The organism is Nonomuraea muscovyensis, from assembly GCF_014207745.1.
In the GTDB taxonomy this organism is placed as follows: domain Bacteria; phylum Actinomycetota; class Actinomycetes; order Streptosporangiales; family Streptosporangiaceae; genus Nonomuraea; species Nonomuraea muscovyensis.
On record NZ_JACHJB010000002.1, the window covers coordinates 306,747 to 325,222 of the forward strand.

The 18,476-nt window shown below is 69.1% G+C and carries 19 protein-coding genes; 10 read left to right on the forward strand and 9 right to left on the reverse strand.

Going from position 1 to position 18,476, the window contains the following annotated elements; translation table 11 throughout:
* Positions 1-59 precede the first annotated feature (59 nt).
* Together FHU36_RS17910 and FHU36_RS17915 are read left to right on the forward strand one after the other, a co-directional pair.
* Positions 60-2,900, forward strand: coding sequence for a S8 family serine peptidase (locus FHU36_RS17910; protein WP_185085118.1), 2,841 nt, complete (start codon positions 60-62; stop codon positions 2,898-2,900).
* 34 nt (positions 2,901-2,934) lie between these two features.
* Positions 2,935-3,108 carry a hypothetical protein gene (locus FHU36_RS17915; protein WP_185085119.1) on the forward strand — a complete coding sequence of 58 codons (174 nt, stop codon included), beginning with the start codon at positions 2,935-2,937 and terminating at the stop codon, positions 3,106-3,108.
* Between the two features lie 231 nt (positions 3,109-3,339).
* On the opposite strand, the gene bla is transcribed toward FHU36_RS17915, so the two are convergent.
* Positions 3,340-4,308 (reverse strand): class A beta-lactamase, encoded by a 969-nt coding sequence (gene bla / locus FHU36_RS17920; RefSeq protein WP_185085120.1) that lies wholly within the window; start codon positions 4,306-4,308, stop codon positions 3,340-3,342.
* A 687-nt stretch (positions 4,309-4,995) separates the two neighbouring features.
* Between bla and FHU36_RS17925 the strand changes: the two genes are divergently transcribed.
* On the forward strand, positions 4,996-5,499 hold the full coding sequence (locus tag FHU36_RS17925; protein ID WP_312891669.1) for a F0F1 ATP synthase subunit B: 504 nt from the start codon (positions 4,996-4,998) through the stop codon (positions 5,497-5,499).
* 281 nt (positions 5,500-5,780) lie between these two features.
* On the opposite strand, the gene FHU36_RS17930 is transcribed toward FHU36_RS17925, so the two are convergent.
* The 5 genes from FHU36_RS17930 to FHU36_RS17950 form a co-directional block, all read right to left on the reverse strand.
* Complete coding sequence (locus tag FHU36_RS17930; protein ID WP_185085121.1) at positions 5,781-6,518, reverse strand: phosphotransferase family protein; 738 nt, start codon at positions 6,516-6,518, stop codon at positions 5,781-5,783.
* Between the two features lie 321 nt (positions 6,519-6,839).
* Positions 6,840-7,307 carry a peroxiredoxin family protein gene (locus FHU36_RS17935; RefSeq protein ID WP_185085122.1) on the reverse strand — a complete coding sequence of 156 codons (468 nt, stop codon included), beginning with the start codon at positions 7,305-7,307 and terminating at the stop codon, positions 6,840-6,842.
* A 49-nt stretch (positions 7,308-7,356) separates the two neighbouring features.
* Positions 7,357-7,938, reverse strand: coding sequence for an RNA polymerase sigma factor (locus FHU36_RS17940; RefSeq protein ID WP_312891670.1), 582 nt, complete (start codon positions 7,936-7,938; stop codon positions 7,357-7,359).
* A 373-nt stretch (positions 7,939-8,311) separates the two neighbouring features.
* Positions 8,312-8,947, reverse strand: coding sequence for a transcriptional regulator (locus FHU36_RS17945; protein ID WP_185085123.1), 636 nt, complete (start codon positions 8,945-8,947; stop codon positions 8,312-8,314).
* Positions 8,944-9,339 (reverse strand): DNA-binding protein, encoded by a 396-nt coding sequence (locus tag FHU36_RS17950; protein ID WP_185085124.1) that lies wholly within the window; start codon positions 9,337-9,339, stop codon positions 8,944-8,946. Before FHU36_RS17950 ends, FHU36_RS17945 begins: the two co-directional genes overlap by 4 nt.
* Positions 9,340-9,398: 59 nt before the next feature.
* On the opposite strand from FHU36_RS17950, the gene FHU36_RS17955 reads away from it, so the two are divergent.
* The 3 genes from FHU36_RS17955 to FHU36_RS17965 all read left to right on the forward strand — a co-directional run bounded on the left by FHU36_RS17955 (position 9,399) and on the right by FHU36_RS17965 (position 12,398).
* A complete protein-coding gene (locus tag FHU36_RS17955; RefSeq protein WP_185085125.1) occupies positions 9,399-10,658 on the forward strand; it encodes a PEP/pyruvate-binding domain-containing protein in 1,260 nt (419 codons plus the stop codon).
* A 255-nt stretch (positions 10,659-10,913) separates the two neighbouring features.
* Positions 10,914-11,528: a histidine phosphatase family protein gene (locus FHU36_RS17960; RefSeq protein WP_185085126.1), complete on the forward strand. Its 615-nt coding sequence runs from the start codon at positions 10,914-10,916 to the stop codon at positions 11,526-11,528.
* Positions 11,529-11,636: 108 nt separating this feature from the next.
* Positions 11,637-12,398: a hypothetical protein gene (locus tag FHU36_RS17965; protein WP_185085127.1), complete on the forward strand. Its 762-nt coding sequence runs from the start codon at positions 11,637-11,639 to the stop codon at positions 12,396-12,398.
* A 38-nt stretch (positions 12,399-12,436) separates the two neighbouring features.
* Here FHU36_RS17965 and FHU36_RS17970 read toward each other — a convergent pair whose 3' ends face one another.
* Positions 12,437-13,087, reverse strand: a complete 651-nt coding sequence (locus FHU36_RS17970; protein WP_185085128.1) for a TetR/AcrR family transcriptional regulator — start codon at positions 13,085-13,087, stop codon at positions 12,437-12,439.
* Between the two features lie 76 nt (positions 13,088-13,163).
* Here FHU36_RS17970 and FHU36_RS17975 point away from each other — a divergent pair, with 76 nt between their 5' ends.
* From FHU36_RS17975 to FHU36_RS17985, 3 genes are all read left to right on the forward strand, one after another.
* On the forward strand, positions 13,164-13,571 hold the full coding sequence (locus FHU36_RS17975) for a RidA family protein (RefSeq protein ID WP_185085129.1): 408 nt from the start codon (positions 13,164-13,166) through the stop codon (positions 13,569-13,571).
* A gap of 128 nt (positions 13,572-13,699) precedes the next feature.
* Positions 13,700-14,173 (forward strand): carboxymuconolactone decarboxylase family protein, encoded by a 474-nt coding sequence (locus FHU36_RS17980; protein WP_185085130.1) that lies wholly within the window; start codon positions 13,700-13,702, stop codon positions 14,171-14,173.
* 152 nt (positions 14,174-14,325) lie between these two features.
* Positions 14,326-14,769: an antitoxin YezG family protein gene (locus FHU36_RS17985; RefSeq protein WP_185085131.1), complete on the forward strand. Its 444-nt coding sequence runs from the start codon at positions 14,326-14,328 to the stop codon at positions 14,767-14,769.
* 122 nt (positions 14,770-14,891) lie between these two features.
* Here the strand turns inward: FHU36_RS17985 and FHU36_RS17990 are convergent, their stop codons facing one another.
* On the reverse strand, positions 14,892-15,830 hold the full coding sequence (locus FHU36_RS17990; protein ID WP_185085132.1) for an RNA polymerase sigma-70 factor: 939 nt from the start codon (positions 15,828-15,830) through the stop codon (positions 14,892-14,894).
* 100 nt (positions 15,831-15,930) lie between these two features.
* Positions 15,931-16,656 (reverse strand): SDR family oxidoreductase, encoded by a 726-nt coding sequence (locus FHU36_RS17995; RefSeq protein WP_185085133.1) that lies wholly within the window; start codon positions 16,654-16,656, stop codon positions 15,931-15,933.
* Between the two features lie 361 nt (positions 16,657-17,017).
* Here FHU36_RS17995 and FHU36_RS18000 point away from each other — a divergent pair, with 361 nt between their 5' ends.
* Positions 17,018-18,451, forward strand: a complete 1,434-nt coding sequence (locus tag FHU36_RS18000; RefSeq protein ID WP_185085134.1) for an MFS transporter — start codon at positions 17,018-17,020, stop codon at positions 18,449-18,451.
* Positions 18,452-18,476 lie beyond the last annotated feature (25 nt).

Consider the following 18,476-nt stretch of genomic DNA (forward strand, 5'->3'; position numbering starts at 1 on the left):
ACGCGCGAGCGGCACCCCTCGTGACGAGTGACGAGTGACGAGCTCGGAAAGGCATGAGCATGATCAGAGTTCTGCTCTCGCTGGCGCTCTTAGGCGTCCCCCCGGTTGCCGCCGGGGGATCTGGTGCCCAGGCCGCGGGAACGGTGACGCTGCTGACCGGCGACAAGGTCGTGGTGAGCGGCTCCGGCCATCGCGTCGAGCCCGCGCAGGGGCGGCGGGTGCGCTTCACGGCACGCGAACGTGACGGTCACCTGATCGTCGTCCCGTCCGACGCCGCCCCGCTGATCGCCCGCGGCGTCCTCGACGAGCGGCTCTTCGACGTGACCGGGCTGCTCGCCTCCAGGTACGGTGACGCTGACCGCCCCGACATCCCGATCATCACCCAGTCGAGCCTGCCCGCGGGCGCCAGGCAGGCGCGCGGCTTCGCCGATCTGGGCCTGACGGCGGGCGGCATCCGCAAGGACCTCGCCGCCCAGACCTGGAAGCAGCTGACCTCGGCCCGCGCGCTGCCGGGCAAGATCTGGCTGGACGCGCTCGTGCCGTACGCGCTGGACCAGAGCGTCAAGCAGATCGGCGCGCCCCAGGTCTGGCAGAAAGGGCTGACCGGCAAGGGCGTCACGGTGGCGGTGCTCGACTCCGGCTACGACGCCACCCACCCCGACCTGAAGGACGTGGTGACCAAGTACCGGAACTTCACCGGCGACCCCGACGGCGACGAGGTCGGCCACGGCACCCATGTGGCCTCGATCGTCGCCGGGGCCGGGGAGAAGTACCGCGGAGTGGCGCCCGGGGCCGAGCTCGCCTTCGGGAAGGTCGGCAACCGGTCCGGAGCCACGTTCTCGGCGATCATCGTCGGGATGGAGTGGGCCGCGGGCGAGGCCGGGGCCAAGGTGGTCAATCTCAGCATCGGCGCTGCTGACACTCCCGGCCTCGACCCGGTCGAGCTGGCCGTGAACAGGTTGTCGGCCACCACGGGCACGCTCTTCGTGATCGCTTCGGGCAACGGCGGCGGTTCCGGCACCGTGAACTCGCCGGGCAGTGCGGACGCGGCGCTCACCGTGGGGGCGGTGGACCGCGAAGGCCGGCCGGCCGACTTCTCCAGCCGCGGCCCGCGCTCGTTCGACCATGCGGTCAAACCGGACATCACCGCGCCGGGAACCGACATCATGGCCGCCAACGTCGGCGGCGGTCACATCGCGCACAGCGGGACCTCCATGGCGGCACCGCACGTCGCGGGGGCCGCCGCCATCATCGCCCAGCAACACCCCGACTGGAACGGCGAGCGGATCAAGGCGGCGCTGGTCGAATCGGCCACACCCGGCAGCGGCGGCCTCTTCGACGAGGGCGGCGGGCGCGTCGACCTGGTGAACGCCACCGAGCGCACGGTCACGGCCGAGCCCGTCAGCGTGTCCTCCGCCCACCTGTGGGGCGCTGCCAGCCGGGTGATCACGCGAAAGGTCACCTACCGCAACGACTCCGACAGCCTGGTCACGCTGGACCTCAAGGCCGGAGGCGAGGTGCTGAAGCTGCCGGTGGACAAGCTCGCGGTACCGGCGCACGGGCAGGCCGAGCTCACGCTGACGCTCGACGCCACCGGGAAGGCGCCGGGCGACCATCCGGGCGTCGTCACCGCCACGGGCGGCGGGCAGACCGTGCGCACGCTCGTGAACGCCTGGTTCGAGCCGGAGTCGTACGACCTGTCCATCGAGACCGTGGGCTCGGACGGGGCATCGACCAGCGGCTTCGGCGTGATCTACAACCTGGCGACCGGCGAGGAACGCTGGCTGGACATCGACGGGAGCAGCGGGCCGCTACATCTGACCAAGGGCGAGTGGAATGTCTACGCGAGCCTGAGCGAACCCGGCCTGGACACCCTCGCGCACCGCCCGGTGAGCCTGACCGACGACGTCGAACTCACCCTGGACGCCCGCGAGGGCAAGGAGATCCGCTTCACGCTCGACGATCCCGCGGCCGTGCAGGCGGACAGCCTGGAGCAGCAGCTGTCGAACGGCACCTGGTCCATCACCATGCTGCCCTTCGAGTCTCCCGGTACGCGCTACCAGCTCCTTCCCGTCCGGCAGGCGGGCCTGTCATACATGAGCAGGAGCGTGTGGTCCAGGCCGGGCCACCGCTACGACCTCGTCGACCGCCGCGAGGGCGGCCTGCCCGAGGACCCCAGATATGCGGGGAGGGTCAAGGAACTGACCCGGACCGTCTCGACCTACCGGGCGGCGGGGACGGCGCAGAACGCGGAGGTCCTCGTGGGCGTGCAGGCGTTCGAGGGCGCCCAGCCATGGGCGGAGGTACCCGTCGGCGTGTCGCTGCCCGGCACACTGACCCATCACCGCACCCCGGGGCTGCGGTGGATGTCCCTCGTCGAGAACGGCTCCTGGCAGGCCGTCTCCGGGGTCGCGCCCCAGGTCGCCCGGGAGGTGTGGAACGGCGCGGTGGCCGGTCCGTCGTTCGCCACGTCCGGCGCCGGCCGTACGGGGGACGAGTTGTGGTTCGACGCGGCGCGGCTGTTCGCCGACGGCGGGGCAGGGCGCACCGGCATGGACGCCGCCGCCACCGGTGAGCTGACGCTGGCCCGTGAGGAGACGGTCGTGACGCGGGCGCCGCTCGCCGGATGCACGCTGGACGAAGGGTGCACGCTCACCGCGATGCTGCCGCCCGAACCCACGGCCTACACGCTGACCGCCGTCGTCAAGCGGCCCGGCGCGCTATCCACCGCGGTGAAGTCGGTGTGGTCGTTCCGCTCGCGGCACACGGACGAGCCGCAGGCGCTTGCGCTGATGGCGGTTCGCTTCGCGCCCGCCGGGCTCGACGAGGCCAACCGGGCGCGAAGCGAACTCGGTCACCAGGGTGCCGATCCGGGTGGAGCACAATCCGGGCGCGCCTGAGCCTGCCGTGGACAAACTCGCGATGGAGGTCTCCGTGGACGACGGCATCACGTGGCGCGCGGTGCCCGTCGTACGCACCGGCGAGGAATGGATCGCGCTGGTGGCCAACCCGCGCGCGGGCCACGTCTCGCTCCGCGCGACGGCCGGCGACGGCTCGGGGGCCGGCGTCGTCCAGACGATCATGCGTGCCTGGGCGGTCGGCTCCTGAGGCCGTGCGACACCCGTCGAAGGTCGCGTGCTGGTCGCGTGCGCAGGTGGTGTGCGGGCGGGGCGGGCGGCAGGCTGGGCCGGTGGAGGTTCTCGCGTGCGGGCGCGGCGGACCGCTTCAGCCTGGGATTCGCGGGCCGCGGCCAGCAGCCGGGCAGCAGCAGTAGCACCGCGACCAGCAGTGCCGGCACACCGACCAGGGGCAGGCTGGCGAAGGCGCCGTCGTGGCCGGTCAGAGCCTGCCGAGGGCTTTGGCCAGCGCGGTCGCGGTGGAGGCGATCACCTTGTCGTCATGCGGGGTGTTGTCGGTGTTGCGGTTGGTGAACACCGACAGGATCATCGCCGCGTCAGACCCTGGCGCCCAGACGATCGCCAGGTCGTTGGCGGTGCCGTAGTTGCTCGCGCCGCCGGTGCCGGTCTTGTCGCCGACCGTCCAGTCCTTGGGGAGTCCCGCCCGGATCCGGTTGGCGCCGGTGAGGCTGGCCTTCAGCCAGCCCACCAGTCGCGCTCGGTCGCGAGGGTGGAGGGTCTTACTGGTGGTGAGCTTGGTGAAGGTCTGTGCGGCCGCCGCGGGGGTGGTGGTGTCGCGCAGTTCACCGGGCTTCCACTCCGTCAGCGTGGGCTCCGGTCGGTCCAGACGACTCGTCCGATCACCGGTGGCGCGGAAGAACTCGGTCAGCCCGCGCGGCCCGCCGATCTGCTTCAGCAGCGTGTTGCCCGCGAAGCCGTCGGATTTGGTGATCCCGGCGCGGCACAGCTGTGCAGGTGTCATGCCGGTGTCGGTGTATTCGGTGGTCTCTGGGGAGTTCGCGGTCAGCCCGGCCATCTCGGCAGGCTCCCAGCGAACCACTTTGTCCATCAGTCCGGGGTCGCTGGTGCGCGCTTTGTGCAACACTGCCGAGCACGCGAACACCTTGAACATGGAGTTGAACGGGAAACGCTCGCCGGCCCGGTAGCCGACCGTTCTACCGGTCCCCAGGTCGATGCCCACCGCGCCGATACGCCCGTCGTAGGACTTCTCCAGTTCCCGCAGCGCATTGTTCAGGTCGAAGCCGGAAGGGGCGTTGCTCCCTGTCCGGGCGGCGACGCTGGAGGCACTCGTCTCGCCGGTGACGGCACCCGCCACCTGGGCGGGGCCGCACAGCAGCGCAGAAGCGGTCAATGTCGCGACCCCCAGTCGCGGCCGGAAACGTTGTGTCATGCCGAAGAGAAGATCAGAAACTATCCAGGGATGTCCAATATCGATATGTAGCAACTCGTAATAGCGATATGGATATCAGGAGTCGTCTCAAGCGCAGATGGCGCCGGTGGGTGTGCCGTTCGACCTGCCCATACCCGCAGGGCAGTCGACTGTGGCGACGGGGAGCCCGTGGCAGGACCGATGTGTCCCGCGTGCCAGGTGCGGCTGCGTCACGTCGACTCGGCGATCCCCTCGGGCGGCTGCGCGCAGGGGAGGGCGAAGTTCCGTGCCGACCAGGTCTTTCTGCCGGTCGTCGAGCTCGGGCTGGTTGAGCAGCCGGAAGCGGATCGGCGGCCCTGCCGGTCACGCGTCCGCAGCGCCCCCGAGGCCGCGCGCCCCGCGCCGGCGCTGTGACCTCCGGCCGCGAAAGGTTGAACCCGCCAACCTCCGACGGATTACTGCCAAATATTGGGCGGCCCCCGGGTCGGTCACTTCGCTCGCTGTCTCTTGGATTGATTCTCGCTGTAAGCGGGCAGTGAGGATACCGGTGGCTCCAGCATGGCTGTGGAGTGATCGTAACGCCATCTTCAACACCTTCGAGATGTTAATTTAGTTTTACATGTGCTCTTCTGGTGCTGACCTCGACGTACGTCGGCAATTCGCTGCGCGTGAGGCCTACTGACAACCACGCTGACGAAAGGTTCATTCGTGAACCCCCTCTTCCCGGACAACTACTACGAGCCCGTTATCGGACTCGTCGTGTTCCTCATCACTCTGTTCGTCATCGGCAAAGTGCTCGTACCGCGCTTACAGAAGACGCTGGCCGAGCGGGCCGACGCGATTGACGGCGGAATCATGAGGGCAGAGAAGGCTCGAGCCGAGGCCCGGAATCTGGAGCGGCAATACCACAAGCAGCTGGAAGAGGCCCGGCGCGACGCGGCGCTGCTACGGGAGGAGGCCCGCGAGCAGGGCGCGCGGATCAGGGCTGAGCTCCGCGCGCAGGCACAGGCCGAGGCTCGCCACCTCATCGGGACGGCGCACGCCCAGATCGAGGCCGACAGAAAGGCGGCGTTCGCCCAAGTCCGCACGGAGATCGGCCGTCTGTCGACCGACCTGGCGGGCCGCATCATCGGGGAGTCATTGGAGGACGTACGGCATACCGGCATCGTGGAGCGATTCCTGGACGAGCTGGAGAACCGAACGGTCTCGTGAGGTAACAGGCCGACCGTTGGCCAGGATGTTGGCATGAATGGTCTTACCACCCCTGATGCTCCGGTGAGGCTTTTTTCATCCTGGGTCTGTTCGAGGCAGTTTGCTGGTCCTCAGCTGAGGCGCATCTTGGACTCGAGTCGTGCTTCGGCTTCCGATGTCGCAGACCGGCTGCCCGGGTCTTCGAGGACCATGACCTCGTCGGTCCGGAAGACGACGCGCTTCAGGAGGTGGCCCGCTGATGCGGCAAGAACGGCACTCGTGGCCGTCGGGCTCGTGCAGCCTCACATCCGGGATCTCAGCACGTCGACCTCGCAGCCTGGCGAGGACGGGTCGAAGCCGTGCTCGATCAGCCAGCGGACCACCAGCAGGCTTCGCAGCGACCACCACGCGCGGATCACGTCGAGGTCGACGTCGGTGCCGTAGCCGGCGACGACGTCGCCAAGGTGCTCCTCATGTCCGAGCGTCAAGGTGGCGAGGTCGAACAGGGCATCGCCCTGGCTCGCCTCGGACCAGTCGATCACGCCGGTGATCTCGTCACCGTCGACGAACACGTGGGTGATCTGCAGGTCGCCGTGCGTGAACACCGGTGTCCACGGCCGGAGCGCAGCCTCGGCAACCCGGCGGTTGCGCGTGACCAGGTCGGTGGGAAGAACGCCGTTCGTGACGAGCCACTCGCATTCGCCGTCGAGGTGCGAGGCGATCTCGTCGATGCTCCGACCGGGCCATGGCGGCAGTGGCGCGTCGTGCAGCATCCGTGCGGCGGCACCCGCCGCGGCCCACGCCGCCGACGACGCGGTCGACGGCTCGCCGAGACGGCCGAGTGCCGTGCCGGGGAGGGCGGCGAGCGCGAGCACGGGCGGCTTCCGCCACAGGACCTCCGGAGTCGGGATCGGCGCCATGGCCATCGCCTCGACCTCGACGTCGGTGCGCGTCTGATCAGCGTCGATCTTCAGGAACACGTCGCCGACGCGCAGGGTCGCGCGCTCGTTATGGGCGACGACGACCTCGACCTCCTCCACGTCGGCCATTATCGCGGGGATGACCACCGATGTCGCCGGGTTTATCGCGTGCGACTGTGCGGCTGACCGCGTCCCGCTGCCCAGCGGTCTCGTGGGCGCCACCGGCCGTTGACGGATCGAGCAGTGAGGAATTTCTCACCTGAAGACGCAGGTCACGCCCCGATTCTCGACCACTACCAGGTCCGAGGCTGCCCGTCCCCGCACCACAGACCAGGTCCTGCACTGGTCACGGTGGCACCGCAGCCATCGAGCCACCGCTCGACGCTGCCACTACCAGCGCAGATCCCAGCCATGATCGCAAAGTGTCACCGGAGTACAAGGTCATGCGTGAGCGCGGAGACCCCGGACAGCGGCGATGATCCCTTTCTTGTCATAGCCGCTGGTGGGCATGGTGGCGCCGTGAGCATGGCGGATGATGCCCTGGGAATCAATGAGGATGTCGCCTGACTGCTGCAACGAGCCGAAGACCTTTCTGCTCAGGCCGATCATCTCGTGCGGGGTGCCGCGGCGCCCTATGAGGACAGGGAAGGGCACCTGGCGCTTGGCCTTCCACGCGGCCGCTTCTTGACGCTCCTCAGGAACGGCGACGAACACCCGGACGTCGTCAGCCGCGAACTCGTCGCGGCGACGAATGAGATCTTGGACGTGTCTGTTGCAGACCGGGCACGACGTCGACCGCATGAAATAGATCAGCACGGCATGACTGCCCCGGTAGTCGGACAGGCGGACGGTCAGGCCGTCGGTGTCCTCCAGCACTACGTCGGGGGCGGGCGATCCGGTTGTGAGCATGGCGGAACTTCCTCTTCGGACTCGGGTTGTGGAATGCGGTCGGCTCAGGTCAGGCACTGGTGGTTCCGGGGTCGTACGGACCCCCGGTAGGGCCGGTCATGCCGCCCAGGCTGAGCCGGAGCCTGTTGCGGGCCCGGTGCAGCTGGGACTTCATCGCGGCGTTACTCAGGCCAAGTGCCTCGGCAACCCTTCGACCTGGGTAGCCCAGTACATCCCGCATGATCAGTACTCTGCGCTGGACATCTGGCAACTCCCTGATCGCCTGCGCGACGAGTTCGGCGTCCAGACGCCGGATGACCTCGTCCTCGGCCGAGGTCACCACGGTGGCGCCGCCCTCTTCGTCGTGATCGAACAGCAGCCGCGCGCGGCGCAGGCACTCATTCCGGACGATGCGGAACATCCACGATGCCAGTGCCCCGGTGGCGCGGAGTGAGCCGATCTTCCGGTAGAGGATGATCAACGCTTCCTGTGCGGCGTCTTCGGCGTCCTGTGGGGACGCGCAAAGATGCATCGAGAAGCGCCGCACGTGAGAATGAGCACCGTGGATCACGGCGGTGATCGACTCGCGATCACCGGCCTGCGCGGCCTCGATGAGCTGCGCGCTCGCCCAGGAGCGGTCAGTCACGCCCACGCCCACGCCCTCGCCGTCGGAACGAGGTCGCGAAAAGTGCTCGCCGCACAGCCGGCATCATGATCACCCATACCCATCTCCTTGCCAGTGTGGCCATCACCCCATAAGAGGCCAGCACACCGCAAAAGGATTCACCGTCATCACAGCCAACCTTGCCGAGCGCACACCGTCTCTGTCGCTGTTCCGGTAGCGACAGAGAGTTGGGCCCGTGGGATGCGATGACGGAGCAGCGCGAAGCCGGCGCTGCCGTTCATCTGACGCATGATCCGCCTGGTCGTGCCGATGTGCCGTTCCACGGCGCTGCGTTCCTTGTACGGCTGGGCGTCGTGGCTGCTGGGCCGCCCACCGCTTGCCGTACCAGAGGGGCGTGGGGTCAGGGTTCGGCGTGCCGGTCGAGGCCGAGCGTGGCGATGAGGTCTTCGTGGAGTTCGAACCAGACACGATGGCAGGAGTCGACGTCGGTGCGGTCGACCCAGCCGCCCTCCCCGGCCCGGGCGCGCGCAAGGGCTGTGGTGAATCGTGTGTCGTATCCGCGAAACCGTGTCAGGACGCTCCCGAGCCGGTCTGCCGACAGCCGGAGCGCGCGGTCGATGTCGGCGAGCTCGTGGAGGATTCTGGCGTCCCACGCGGGATCGGAGTGGTCGTTGACGGCGAGCCGATCGCCGGCGGTGGGCCGGAGCTGCCAGTCGGTGCAGGCTCGTAGCAGGCGGGCGTTCAGCGGGAGGAACTCGCGGTAGACGTCACGGACCTCGTCGGCGCCGCCGACGCGCGCGAGCTCGGCCGCGAGCTGGCGCTCGTTCTCGGCTCGGCCCCGTTCGGTCAGCGACCAGCCTCCGGCGCCGGCGAAGGCGGTGTGCTCGACCCAGCCGCGCGCCTCGGCGTCGAGTAGCGCCTCCTTCGTCTCGGCCGCGTCGAGGCCGTACCGGTGTGCGATCACCGGGGTGTCTGCGAACCCGGTGATGCGCACGGCGTGCAGGACCAGGAGGGCGGGCGGAGAGTCTGTCGTCACGAGTCGGCGTCCTGTCGTGCTGTCAGGCGGGTGTAGTGCTGCTGGCACGCCTGCGGGGAGTTGAATCCCATCGTGTGTGCCATCTGTGCCCAGGTCAGTCCTGCGCTTCGGGCCATGAACAGCAGGGCGGATTCGAGTCCTTCGACCTCGGCGCGTGCGGCGGGCAGGAGGGTGAGCGCGCTGCGGATGTCCTCCGGGTTCAGGTCGGTGTTGCGCCAGACGGCGAACTGCACGAGGTCGATCGCCGAGGGCGGGGCGGGCGGGGGGCGCCACGGCCGGGCGTCGAGCGCGTCCGCGCCCAGGCTCAGTAGACGCTCGCGCGCGTCCTGCTCACGTTGGGCCTGGACGTGGTCGGTGTGCGCGCTGTGAGCGATGTCCTGCTTGCGTGCCATGTGACTCACGATGCATAATCAACGAAATATTGTCAACTATTTGTTGAAAGCGAGAGTGGATGATCATACCCCTCACGGAGGCTGCCGCCGACACCTGCGGAGGCAAGGCCGGCACGCTCGGCGCGTTGCTGCGCGCGGGGCTGCCGGTTCCTGACGGCTTCGTCGTCTCGTACGCCGCCTACCTCGCCGCCGTCCGCGACCTGGACCTCGGACGGTTCGCCGGAGAGCCAGACGACGATCTTGCTGCGGCACGGCAGGCGATCGCGGCCCGCCCGCTGGACGCCACCGTGATCGACGCGCTGGGACGCGCGCTCGACGAGCTCGGCGATCCGCCGGTGGCGGTGAGATCATCGGCAGCGAACGAGGACACCGGTCAGGCATCGGCGGCCGGTCAGCACGAGAGCTTCCTGGCCGTGCGCGGAGTCAGCGAGGTCGCCGAAGCCGTACGTGCCTGCTGGGCCTCGCTGCTGTCGCCGCGTGCCATCGCCTACCGGGGTGCCTCCGGGCGAGACGACCAGCCGTCCGCCGATCTGGTGATGGCCGTCATCGTCCAACGCCATCTGGATGCCGAGGTATCCGGGGTCATGTTCACACCCGCAGGCCCGGACAACGCGACCGAGATCGAGGCGTCCTGGGGCCTGGGCCCCAGCGTCGTCGGCGGCACGGTCACCCCTGACGCCTACCGCGTCGCCGAGGACGGGACGCTCACCCGTACCATCGCCGACAAACGGACCCGCCTTGACCGGCGTGGCGCGCAGCTCGTCGTTCGCGACGTGCCCACCGGCGGCCGGCGCCGGCCGGCGATCGACGACGCGACCGCCACGCAGCTCGCCGAGCTGGGCAAGCAGATCGCTACCGTCCTGGGCGGGCCGCAGGACATCGAGTGGGCGATCGTCGGCGGCCGGACCTGGGTTCTGCAAGCACGGCCGATCACCGCCGCACTCCCACGGCGGCCGTTGCCCTCCGGCGCCTCAGCTGTCCCGGCCGCCACACTCACCGGAACACCGGGCAGCCACGGGAGCGTGACCGGCCCCGCGAGGATCGTCCGCGGCCCCGGCGACTTCGCGCGCGTGCACCCGGGCGACATCCTCGTCTGCCCCTTCACCGACCCCGCCTGGACGCCGCTGCTGCGCATCGCCGCCGGCGTCGTCACCGAAACCGGAGGCGTGCTGTCCCACGCCGCGATCGTCGCCCGCGAGCACGCCATCCCCGCCGTCCTCGGCATCGCGAACGCGACACGCAGGCTCCACGACGACACCCTCATCACCGTCGACGGCACCGCCGGCACCGTTACGGCGGCTGAGGCGACTGACGCGTGACCGATCACTTCCGTCCCTGGCCGGGAGTCATTTCCCACGGGCGCACACCGCCGACGTAGCGAGAATGCCGGCAGTCGCAGCGGCCTCCGCCCCATCCGCCGGCAACGGGCGCGCCGCCCGGCCGCGCCCGGCCTCCTCTGCCTCTGCCAGACCAGCGGCCGACCCTATCCCGGGCGTCGCGCCGCCGAACCACACCTACGGAGCGAAAGGAGAAGGGGTAGCGGGCCCGCAGGGGCACGGCGCCCCCACCTGCTGATGACAACGCGACACCTCTACCTGGCGCGCCACGGCGCGGCCGACGCGTTCGGGGAGCTCACCGGCATCGGGCGCCGGCAGGCGGGCCTGCTGGGCGAACGGCTCGCCGGCGTACCGGTCGACGCCGTGTGGCACTCTCCGCTACCACGCGCCGCAGCAAGCGCGCACGAACTCGCCCGGCATCTGCCGGACGTGCCCGTGGCCGAGGCCGCCGAACTTGTCGACCACGTGCCCTACGTCCCCAGCGCGGTCGAAACGCCCCCGTCCTGGGCCGGCTTCTTCGACGGCTACGACGACACCGAGGCAGCCTCGGGCCGAAGGCTCGCCGAGGCCCTGGTCGCCCGGTTCGCGAAGGTCCCCGACCCGACCCCGGAAGGGGCCCGGCCCGACACACACGAGGTCCTGGTGACGCACGCCTACCCCATCGCGTGGCTGGTGCGGCACGCGCTGGATGCGCCGCCGTCCCGGTGGCTCGGGCTGAACAGCGCCAACACCGCGCTGACGGTCATCGAGTACCGTACCGCTCTGCCGCCCACGATCGTGATGTTCAACGACATGAGCCACCTCCCGGCCGACCTGCGCTGGACCGGGTTCCCCGGAGGCGTGAGGCCGTGAGGTGGCTCGCGCGCACCGTCGAATCGGCGACGTGCCGGCCGAGACGCCATCGTGATCACTGCTCGGCAGAATCGACCGGCACTGCCGCCGATCGAAGGATTTCCTCACATGAAGCAGGTCGTCGCCGCGTTCCTGGCCGGCGTCTTCATCGCCACCCCCGCCCAGACCGCCGTGGCCCCTTCCGACCCGGTCTCCGCGCTGAAGAGCCGGATCGCGGCCGGTAAGGGTGTGACGTTCATCGACGCCACCTCCTACGTGGAGCTCTCGGGCAAGACCAAGGTCCTGAGCCGCCGGGGAACGCTCCAGTTCGGCAAGTCGGGGATCGCCGCCTCCGACGTCTCGGTCAAGGTCAGCGACCAGGACGTGGTGCGCACCGTCCTCGCCGACGAGCGCGTCATCACCATCGGAAAGGTCTCCTACACCAGGGGCGGCCTGTTCGCCGAGGTCCTGCCCAAGGGCAAGCGCTGGGTCAGGTCCGGCAAGCCGAGACCGGTCGGGGTGAGCGGTATGCTCAGCCAGCCCGTCAACGCCGCCGAGCCGCAGACGCTCAAGGCGCTGATCTCCGCGGGGGAGCGGTCGGGCCGGACCTACGCGGGGACCATCACCTTCAGGCAGCTCTGGAAGATCTCACCGTGGGCTCGGGTGAGCCTGCTGGGCAAGCAGGACGACGAGCGCATCCGCTACACGCTCACTCTGGGCTCCGACAATCTGCCCAGGCAGTTGGTGACGACCTACCTGGCGCAGGGACATTGGCTCGGAAGGGTCACGGAGGGCGACGAGGTCAGCAACAAGACCGACTGCAAGGGCTGGGGCGGCCGCTACACGATCACGCCCCCGCCCGCCGGCCAGGTCCACTCGGTCAAGAAGTAGCCCGAGATCGGTTCGGTCCGGAGCTCGCCGGCTCATGATCAGCCGCATGTCCCTTCTCGCCCCCGTTCCTCGCCGGACGGGATCGGTTGCATCCAGCCGTGCTGGACCGAGGTGTGACAGCTGTCGGGCTGGTCACCGGCGCTGATGAACAGCGCGGTCAGCATGGGGGCGCCGTAATCGAGCGTCCGGCGCGGCAGGGGGCCGCCTGCGACCAGGGAAACCAGTCCGTGGCCGATGGCCCAGCTCTGGGTCGCCAGTTCCAGCGGGTCGATGTCGGCGCGGAAGCGGTCGGCCTTCCTGCCCCGCTCGGCGGCTTGGACCAGATACTCCAGGGTCGCGTCAGCGGCCTTGAGGTCTTCGAGCTCGAAGGTGGCGTCGAACATGACCCGGTACAGGTCGGGGTGGTCCAGGGCGTTGCCGAGGTAGGCGGTGACCAGGGCGGTCAGGTCCCGCACCGGGTCCGCGGACATCGTCACCGTCGCGAACCTGGCCGCCAGCCGGGTGAAGCCCTCCTGCCGCAGGGCCTTCCACACGCCGTCCATGCCGCCGAAGTAGGTGTAGACGGCCATCGTCGACACACTGGTCCCGGCCACCAGCGAACGCAGGGTGATGGGCTCGCGGGTGCGGAGCATGTGTGCGGCCCGCTCGATGAGCAGGGTGCGGACCGCGGGATCCTTCGTCCTCGCCATGCCACCAGAATACATAGCATTGCACTGCTATAGTATGGGACCCCGAGCCCACGGGCTCTCACGACAAGGAGTCAGCATGGCCATCACCCTGGTGAACCCCGAAGGACTGCCGAAGGTCGACCTCTACCGGCAGGTGTCGGTCGCCACCGGATCGAGGCAGGTGTTCATCGCCGGCCAGGTCGCCCGCGATGCCGACGGCGGCAGAGTCGGCGAAGGCGACCTCGCGGCCCAGGTCGAGCAGTGCTATCTCAACATCGGCACCGCCCTGGCCGAGGTCGGCGGCTCCTTCGACGACGTGGTGAAACTGACCGTCTACCTCGTCGACTGGACCCCCGACAAGATGCCGCTGTTCGCGGAGGGGGTCGCCCGGGCCGCCGCGAAGCTGGGCCGCACCCCGGTCGCGCCGCTCACCGGGGTGGGCGTCGCCGCACTGGCGGAGCCTGACCTCCTGGTCGAGGTCGAGGCCACGGCGGTCATCGACTGAACACACGGCGACGAGGCGGCCGGTCCGTGCCTACCGCGCAGAGACGCAGATCACATGGGCCGGCGGTCACGTTCTGCTGGGCCGATCCGTCAGTGGGGTGTAACCGTACGAACGGCGAGGAGATCACCATGGACGCCCGTTTCCACTACTACGGCAACACCGTCGCGGCGAAGTTCGCGAAGTACATCAACTCGGCGGGCAAGGTCGTGTCTGACTCGTCCCTGCCGGCCGCGACGCAGGAGCTGGTGAAGATCCGTGCCAGCCAGATCAACGGCTGCGCCTACTGCACCGACATGCACACCAAGGACGCCGCGCACGCCGGGGAGACCTCGGTGCGGCTCAACCTGGTCGCGGCCTGGCGGGAGACGACGGTCTTCACCGACGCCGAGCGTGCCGCCCTGGAGCTCACCGAGCAGGGCACCCGCATCGCCGACGCCGCCGGCGGTGTCAGCGACGAGGTCTGGGCGAACGCCGCCAAGCACTACGACGAGGACCAGCTCGCCGCCCTGGTGTCCCTCATCGCCCTCATCAACGCCTACAACCGGATGAACGTCATCATCCAGCAGCCTGCCGGCGACTACCAGCCCGGCCAGTGGGGATAACCCCGATCCGGGTCGGGCGGGCACCCAGGGAACCATCGCCTGAAACCGCGGGAACCGGCGAAATACCCTGCAATCTGCCGTAATCAGAGGGCTATTTCCCGGCATGAGGATGACGTTCAGGGGATCAGGGTCTCGAGTGGACGGAGCGTCACATGCCGGACGTCCACCAGACGATTCAGCGCCGGCAGAACATCCACAACGCGGCTCTGCCGCTGAACGTCATCCCATGCACCGCCCCCGCGTATGACCACTCGACCAAGGGCGAGCCCGGTACGTGGCTCTACCTGGAGGGATTCACGGTCACGCTCGGCGGCGACACCTATACCGGGCACCTCACGGTCACGAAGAAGCCGACCAGGAGCCCCGCCGGAGCATCCTGGACCTCCTGTCACCTCACTGTCGACAGAAAGGGAAAAGACCACGTCTTCTACGAAGTGGACGACGCCGGAGACGCGTGGGTCACTCAAACGCTGCTCGACTTCGACGGGAAGCAGAAGAACGGCAAGGCGCACTACAAGAACGATCAGATCAACGACGCGGGCGTCAAGGACGAGATCAAGCATGATCTGGACCTCGTCTTCGCCCACCTCGCATAGGCGGTGTTTCGCGGATCAGGAGGTTGTCCGGCCTCCTGATCCGCTGATTCGCGCACCGCTGTGGGCTCGGATGTCGCAGGGCCTTGTCGGTCCGGTCCGGGGCCCGCGGCCGGCTCCTGCGGTCAGTTCGCGGGTCGGTGGGCCTGGTTGGCCTCGCGGAGGGCCGCCCAGACGTCCGCCACGGCACCAATATGCCCGAGTTTGTCGGGATTGATCACTGTGCGGATCGCCTGGATACGCCCGTCGAGGATGTCGAGCGCCAGGGCGTTGAGCACCTTGCCGTCCCGGTCGCGGAAGATCGCACCCGGCTGGCCGTTCACCTGCTGCGGCTCCACCACGCCACCGATCCGGGCGAACTGCGAGGCGAGCCAGGCGAGGACCCGGGCCACGTCCTCGGGGCCGATGACGCTGGTGGTCCATTGCGGGGTCTTGCCGCCGCCGTCGCCGACCAGGGTGACGTCGGCGGCCAGCAGCTCGGTCAGCCCGTCGACGTCGCCTTCTTTGAAGGCGTCGAAGAATCGTCCGGCCAGTTGTTCGCGTTCTTTGCGGTCGGCTGCGAACCGGGGCCGGCCGGCGTCCATGTGGCGGCGGGCCTGCATCGCGAGCTGGCGGCACGCGGCCTCCGATCTTTCCACCGCCGAGGCGATCTCCCGGAAGCTGAACCCGAACACCTCCCGCAGCACGAACACCGCGCGCTCCAGCGGACTGAGCCGCTCCAGCAGCAGCAGGGCCGCCATCGACACCGAGTCGGCCAGTTCCGCCGAGCGCTCGGGGTCGGAGTAGGGGTCGGTCAGCAGCGGCTCGGGGAACCACGGCCCGACGTACTCCTCGCGCCGGACGCGGGCCGAGCGCAGCACATCGATCGAGATCCGGCTCACCGTGGCCGACAGGAACGCCTTGGCCGACCTGGGCTCGGTCGGGGAGGTCTCGTAGCGCAGCCAGGTCTCCTGGACCGCGTCCTCGGCCTCGCCCACGCCGCCCAGGATCCGGTAGGCGATCGCGAACAGCAGCGGCCGCAACTCCTGGAACTCCTCCGCCCGGGACTCCTCGACTCGCCTCACGCCGGCTCCTCCTCGAAACCCCGCCGCCACGACGGGCAACGCATCTCCCGGCCGGGCGCACAGGTGTGCGCCCGGTCTTCGGGTCGAGGTGCGTCCATGACTACCAGGGCACCTCGCCGTCGTCGTCGAAGAAGCGGCCGGTAGGCCCGTCACCTTCGAGGGTCGCCAGCCGCACGGCGATCGCCGCGCCCTGTGCCGCGGTCCGGGGGATGGGGAAACCGAGTTGATTGCTGAAGTCCGTGGCGCACAGTCCCGGGGCGACCGCGTTGACCGCGATGCCGTGCTCCCGGAGCTCTATCGCGTACTGCACGGTGAGGGCGTTCAGCGCCGCCTTGGACGTCGGATAGTCGACATGCGCCGGCAGAGCGAGCTCGGCCGTCCGCGTCATCGACCCCCAATCGCTGGAGACGTTGATGATGCGGCCCGTCGCGGATCGTCCGAGCAGGGGCAGCATGGCGTTGGTGACCCTGATCACGCCGAACACGTTGGTGTCGAAGACCTCGCGCACGACGTCGAGGTCGGCCTCGCTGGGCGGATGGTGGACTCCCCCCGCCGTACCGGCGTTGTTGACCAGGACATCGAGACGTCCGAAACGCTCGTCGACGTGCGCTGCGGCGGCCCCGATCGTGGCCGGATCGGTGACGTCGAGCGCGATCGGATGCACGTCGAGGCCGTCGGCGCGCAACGCCGCCGCCGCCTTCTCGCGCCGCTCCGGGTCCCTCGCACCGAGCAGTACCGTCATCCCGCGCTCGGCCAGCGACCTGACGATCTCCCGTCCGATTCCTTTGTTCGCGCCCGTGATCAGCGCGATCATGGACTCGGTCATGATGAACTCCTCTGTCGTCGCCCATGGTGGAGACCTGAGACGGTCTCCCAACCCTGAGACGAGACAGCTCGGCCAGACGTGAGATGGACGGATGTGACGTGCGTCTCCCTGCCGGACAATCCCTCCCCGGGGCCGTCCGGGCCCGTCGTCCGCCCACCGCGGAGGTCGTCGAGATGTGATATCGGGCGAACGGGGCAGGTTGCCACAGCCAGGTGTGACTCTTGACATACCGGATGCGGCGCGCCTAGCCTCACCCCAATCGACAGGCACAGACGAAGACACCCTGTCAGCGGTCTTCGTCTGTGCCTTTGTCGTTCCCGGACCGCTGGCCAGGGTTTCGACCACCCGAAAGGCGGCGGGCATGCACGACCCGGCGAGCACGAGAACCACGGTCATCAGCAGCGCAGGAGACGCGGCCGACCTCATCGACACCCTCAAGACCCTGAGCGGCCGGGCCAACGGCATCTGGTTCCTGGCTCTGGCGGGCCTGTTCCTGGACGCCTACTCCAACGCCGCGCTCGGAGCCGGTCTGGCCCCCATGGTCAAGCAACTCGGCCTGTCTCCCACGCAGGTCGGGCTGCTCACGGCGATGGCCCCGGCGATCGCGATCGTCTCCAACCCGTTCGGCGGCTGGCTCGCCGCCCGCATCGGCCGGATCAAGCCGCTGCTGATGACGAAGGTGGTCTTCGCCGCCGGCGCCCTGCTCACCGCCGCAGGCTCGGACTTCCAGACGGTCTTCGCCGGGCGCACCCTGGTGGGCATCGCCTACGGCATCGACTTCGCGGTGGCCATGGCGCTGCTCGCCGAGTACACCCCGGCCTCGCTCAAGGGCAGGCTCAACTTCTGGCAGGGCGTCTGGTACACCGCGACGACCACCAACCTGCTCCTCACACTGCTGTTCTACAAGTTCGACGTGGGCGCCGACATCTGGCGCTGGTCCGTCAGCTCCTCGGCCGTCTTCGCCCTGGTCCTGTTCGTGCTGCAACTCCTCTTCCTGGTGGAGAGCCCCACCTGGCTGGCCTCCAAGGGCAGGCTGCGGGAGTCCGTGGCCAACCTGCGCCGCATGTACGGCTTCGCCGCCCAGGAGGGACCGATGGCGTCCGGCCAGGCGGAGGAGGCCCGGCACCAGGTCGGGCTCCGCGACGCGGGCGTCCTGTTCCGCCGCCCCTACCTGCCCCGGACCATGCTGTCCACGGCGATCTCCCTCACCCAGGCCATGCAGTACTTCGCCGTGGGCTGGTACCTGCCGGTGATCAGCCTTGAGCTGTTCGGCAGGGAGTTCGAGAAGGCGACCGCGGGCGCCATGGCGTTCAACGCGGTCGGCATCGTCGGCGGTTGCCTGTCGGCCTACTTCGGCCGCCGGATCGGGCTGCGGGTCAGCTCGATGGCGGGATACGCCGTGGTGTTCGTCGCGCTGCTGGTCATGGGGGCCACGTTCAAGCAGCTTCCCGTCGCCCTGGCGGCGCTGCTGCCCGTGCTGTTCATCTTCTTCCACTCCGCGGGGCCCGGCCCGAACGGCAAGTCGATCGCGGCGCTGTCCTACCGCAGTGACATCCGCACGCTGGGCACCGGCGTGACCGGCATGCTCGGCAGCTTCGGCTCGGTCGCCGGCCTGTACCTGTTCCCGCAACTGCAGTCCGGCATCGGAGTCGGCAACAGCCTGATGGTGCTGTCCGTGGTGCCGCTGGCCGGCCTGCTCACCTGCCTGGCGATCAAGTGGGACCCGACACGTGCGGCGGTCAACCTGGAGCAGGAGCCGATCCACCTCCAGCAGCGCCAGCCGGTGTCGGCCTGATCCCGCCCGCACGACGAAAGGACCT